The 819-nt window shown below is 23.4% G+C and carries 1 protein-coding gene; it reads left to right on the top strand.

Annotated features, from left to right (window positions below; genetic code table 11):
• Positions 1-46: 46 nt before the first annotated feature.
• Positions 47-616 (top strand): SLATT domain-containing protein, encoded by a 570-nt coding sequence (locus KA878_RS13530; protein WP_194375780.1) that lies wholly within the window; start codon positions 47-49, stop codon positions 614-616.
• Positions 617-819 lie beyond the last annotated feature (203 nt).

Raw genomic sequence — 819 nt, 5'->3', positions numbered from 1 at the left:
AATATCTCTGTCTGCACTATAATTTTGAAATGAGGATAAGCGTATTGTGGATATTATAAACCAATATAAAGAAAAAAAAGTCTGGGTAACAAAAAAAGCTCGCATGAACGCAGAATCTAGATGTTTAGTAAATAATAATAAAGCCATCATATTTTTAAATGCTTATTCTGCTGCATTAATAATAATATCTATCTTGTCTATATTTTTTTATAATGAAATAGATTCGTTAATTAGCATAATTTTATCTATATTTATAATGGCTATAAGCATAATTCTAGCTTTTATGGATTTTAAAGAACAAGCTAATCAATACAAAATTTCATACTTGGAGTTAATGAAATTAGAAGAAGATTTAAGTAATTTAGAAATAAAATATAAAGATTCAAGTCCTGAAAAAATGTTCGAGGAATTTAACGAGATAAAAAAAAAGTATATAAAAATATTGCAAATGACACCGAATCATAAGGAAATTGATTATCAAAAAATACCAAAAGATACAAGTAATTCTAAAATATCAATAAATTTAAAAGGTATTATCTTCAATTTAATTTATTATTTACTTTTAATACTACCTATAGTTTATATAATATTAATCTTTTTAGGAAATAGAGGTTGATACTTTGAGAAGGAAACTATTAAGAAGTCAAATTCGAATAAATAGATTAAAAGAATTAAAAAAAAAGAGTATAACTCATGACTCTGCGATAGGAATAGATAACATGACATACTCTAGATTTAAACAAATTGAGCAAAGTATCTTAGTGAAAATAAGAAGAAAAGTGTTAGATGGATCTTATCATTTTAAGACATATAAAGAGA

It is taken from the genome of Staphylococcus sp. GDY8P57P, from assembly GCF_017892585.1.
In the GTDB taxonomy this organism is placed as follows: Bacteria; Bacillota; Bacilli; order Staphylococcales; family Staphylococcaceae; genus Staphylococcus; species Staphylococcus borealis.
Note: the sequence above shows the minus strand (reverse complement) of the source record. Positions and strands in the feature narration are given on the sequence as shown.